Origin of the sequence: Sphingomonas sp. LaA6.9 (assembly GCF_022601895.1) — a bacterium.
GTDB lineage: Bacteria > Pseudomonadota > Alphaproteobacteria > Sphingomonadales > Sphingomonadaceae > Sphingobium_A.
The window spans coordinates 1-3,563 of record NZ_JAKVIO010000089.1 but is presented as its reverse complement, the minus strand read 5'-3'; the positions used below and the strand labels follow the sequence as shown (position 1 = coordinate 3,563).

4 protein-coding genes and 1 pseudogene are annotated in these 3,563 nt (G+C 63.1%); all 5 read left to right on the top strand.

Going from position 1 to position 3,563, the window contains the following annotated elements:
• Positions 1 to 214: 214 nt before the first annotated feature.
• The gene (gene tnpA / locus MKI88_RS21265; protein WP_241633547.1) at positions 215 to 607 is read left to right on the top strand and encodes an IS66-like element accessory protein TnpA; all 393 of its coding nucleotides are present in this window, start codon (positions 215 to 217) and stop codon (positions 605 to 607) included.
• Positions 604 to 963: an IS66 family insertion sequence element accessory protein TnpB gene (tnpB, locus tag MKI88_RS21260; RefSeq protein WP_281063780.1), complete on the top strand. Its 360-nt coding sequence runs from the start codon at positions 604 to 606 to the stop codon at positions 961 to 963. Before tnpA ends, tnpB begins: the two co-directional genes overlap by 4 nt.
• A gap of 67 nt (positions 964 to 1,030) precedes the next feature.
• Positions 1,031 to 2,620: an IS66 family transposase gene (tnpC, locus tag MKI88_RS21255; RefSeq protein ID WP_241633546.1), complete on the top strand. Its 1,590-nt coding sequence runs from the start codon at positions 1,031 to 1,033 to the stop codon at positions 2,618 to 2,620.
• Positions 2,617 to 3,210 carry a plasmid pRiA4b ORF-3 family protein gene (locus MKI88_RS21250; RefSeq protein ID WP_241633545.1) on the top strand — a complete coding sequence of 198 codons (594 nt, stop codon included), beginning with the start codon at positions 2,617 to 2,619 and terminating at the stop codon, positions 3,208 to 3,210. Before tnpC ends, MKI88_RS21250 begins: the two co-directional genes overlap by 4 nt.
• Before the next feature lie 40 nt (positions 3,211 to 3,250).
• Positions 3,251 to 3,563, top strand: a pseudogene (locus MKI88_RS21245) (transposase); the annotation flags it as partial.

Genomic DNA, 3,563 nt, shown 5'->3' with positions numbered 1-3,563 from the left:
GGCGTGTTAATTGCATCCCTCTGGCAGTTGACCTGCACCCGGAACTTGGACCGTTTTGAGCTGGAAAATTCCAGTTATGATTGAGGGCCAGGACACGGAGTGAGCGATGAAGAGGACGAAGTTTTCGGAGGCGCAGATGTAAGCGCCGACGGAACCCGGCCTTGTACGGATCGGGGTGAGCGTGGATTTCGCAGGTCAGAAGGAGGCCTTGCGAGTGGATATCGAGCAGTCAAACGAGCCTCGTATGAGCGCTCGCCGTGATGGCGGAGCGATCGAACGAGTGGAGCGACGTCGGCATTGGAGCGACGAAGAAAAGCTCGCGATCCTGAAGGAGACGACGCAGCCTGGTGCCATCATGGCGGTGGTCGCGCGGCGGTATGGGATCGGGACAGGTCAGCTCTACACATGGCGTAAGCAATTGCTCCGCGGTGCGATGGCGGGGTTTGTGCCAGTCGAACTGGTGAATCCCGAGCCGTCAGGCACACCATCGGGGATCGGCCGGATCGACATCAAGCGGGGCGGCGGCTTCACTGTGTCGGTGGACAGGCTCGTTGATCGGGACGCTCTGAGGTTGGTCCTCGAGATCGTCGGGGAGCTTGAACGTTGAGTCTGACGCTGCCGCCATCGGCGAAGATCTATTTGTCGCTGGCGCCGTGCGACATGCGCAAGGGGTTCGACGGGCTATCGGCGCAGGTTCGCAATATCCTGCAGCTCGATCCTTTCTCTGGCGCCGTATTTTTGTTCCGCGGAAAACGAGGTGACAGATTGAAGGCGCTGGTCTGGGACGGGTCGGGGCTGTGCCTCTATGCGAAACGCCTCGAGCGCGGAAAGTTCGTGTGGCCGCGTAGCCAGGACGGGGCAGCAGCGAGGCTCTCGGCCGCGCAGTTGGCAATGCTGATCGAGGGGCTGGATTGGCGGCAGGCGATCATCCATGACGAAGTGGTCACGCCGACCCTCGCGTGAGCGATAAAGTCTCGGAAAACTGCGATTTTTTCTAGGATTGTCGGGATGATTCCGCTATAGCCGGGGCATGTGGTTCGATCTCGATCGCCTCCCCACAGACCCGGTTCTTCTGCACAAAATGCTGCGGGAGATGGCTGAGGCCATGGAACTGGAGCGGGCCGAACTGAAGGCGGCGAAGGAGACCGTCAAGGCCCAGAATCTGACGATCGAGAAGCTCGAACACCGCCTTGCCCGGCTGCTGCGCGTCCAGTTCGGCCGCAGTTCGGAAAAGATGGACATCGCGCAACTGCGCCTGATGTTCGAGGAGGTCGACACCCCCGAACCGGCCAATGATGACGCGCCGACAGCAGCGAAACCGCGATCAGCGCGCAAGGCTGGAACCAGGGCGCCGATCCCTGCGCACATCGCGCGCCTGACGACGGAGCATCGCCCGCAACCTTGCGGCTGCGGTGGTATCGAAACCGTTATCTGTGAAGACGTCACCGCAGTGCTGGATTATGTGCCAGCCCGCTTCCGCGTCCTGCGCCATGTCCGCCCCCGTATCGCCTGCCGGTCCTGCGAGACGGTCCGACAGGCTCCGGCCATCGATCTGCCGTTGCCCAGGGTCATGGCGAGCAGCGCGCTGCTCGCGCATCTCATCGTCAGCCGCTTCGTCGATCATCAGCCCTGGCATCGCCAGTCGGTGATCCTGCGGCGCCGAGGCGTGGACATCGATCGCGACGTGATGGGCCGCTGGTCCCGCAAGCTGGCCTGGCTGATGGCGCCGCTTGGCGAGCGCCTGCTCGCCCACGTCCTCGAGGCCCCCAAAATACATGGTGACGAGACGCCGGTCACCTTGCTGATGGGCGAGGACGGGAGCCACACCGCCTACTTCTGGGTCTATTTGCGCGATGGTCGTTCGAGCGGGGACATGAGCCCGCCCGCCGTGGCGTTCCACTTCACGACCGGTCGCGGCGGCCAGCATCCCGCAGCCCATTTCGCCGGTTATGAGGGATACCTCCAGGCGGACGGCTATGCCGGCTACAACACGCTGTACCGCGACCCAAAGACGAAGGCTCCGCGCGGCGTGACCGAGGTGGGCTGCTGGGCTCACGCGCGGCGCAAGTTCACCGACATCCTGGAAAAGAGCCCCTCGCCGATCGCGGCCGAGGCCGTTGTAAGAATCGGCGCGCTGTTCGCGATCGAGCGCGACATCAAGGGGGCACCGCCGGATGAACGACGACGGGTGCGCCAGCAGCTGGCCGCCCCGAAACTGGCTGCCTTAAGGCCATGGCTCGAATCTCAGATGCGCGGGCTGTCTTCGGACAGCGCGTTGGCGAAGGCATGCCACTATCCGCTAAACCGCTGGGCGGCGATGGTCCGCTATTGCGACGATGGCCTGCTCGAGATCAGCAACAACCTGGTCGAGAATTCCCTGCGCGGCGTTGCTCTTGGCCGGCGCAACTGGATGTTCGTCGGCTCGACCAAGGGGGGAGATGCCTCCGCTTTGTTTTACTCGCTCGTCGAGACATGCCGCCTCAACGGCGTGGAGCCCGAGGCCTGGTTCACCGACGTCATCGCGCGTATCGGCAACCACCCAATCAATCGGATCGACGAATTGCTGCCGTGGAACTGGCGGGCAGCAAGAGAGGTCCAACCCCTGGAGCATGCTGCTTGAGCAACGCCTTTGCCGTGCGGATGACGATCACGCTGGATGACGTGACACCGGCCGTGAGCCGCATGATAGAAGTCCCGCTGGATATCCGGCTCGATCGCTTGCACACCGTCTTCCAGGCGGCGCTGGCGTGGACTGACAGCCACCTGTGGGAACTGACCTTCGGACGTACAGGCTTCGGCATCCCCGACCCCTCATACGGCTTCGATGGTCCGCTTGATGCCCGCAAGGTGACCTTGGCCCAGGCTCTCGAGGGAATGCGGGGCAAGACCTTCCGATACCTCTACGACTTCGGCGATGCCTGGGAACACAGCGTCAGGATCCACGGCATCACTCCGGCCGACCCCCAAGGCAGCTATCCACGCCTGCTCGAAGCCACCGGCATGCGCCCGCCCGAGGACTCAGGCGGTCCCTGGGGCTATGCAGAAAAGCTGGAGGCCCTCGATGACCCAACGCATGAGTACCATGAGGAAGCGTTGGATGCTTTGGGCGACGACCATGATCCCGATGCTCAGCCCGATATCGACCTGATCCACACCCGCTTCACGGCGCTGGCAAATAAATGGGCGCCGCGCCCGCGGAAGGCCAAATAGGACTACGTCAACGCCGCCTTCCGTCGGCGCTTACGCGCAGATTGCCTTTGTGTTGAAGCAGGCGGACGATGGAACGTCGGTTGGCGAGGTGTGCCGCAAGGCGGGGATCAGCGAGGCGACGTACTATAACTGGCGCAAGAAGTACGCCGGACTGATGCCGTCGGAGATGAAGCGGCTGCGTCAGCTCGAGGAGGAGAACGCGAAGCTCAAGCGCCTGGTGGCTGACCTCAGCCTGGACAAGGCGATGCTGCAGGATGTCGTCTCGCGAAAGCTCTAAGGCCTGATCGGCGGCGCGAGCTGGTCGATGATGTTCGTGGCACATGGCAGGTTAGCATCCGGCGAGCCTGCGCCGT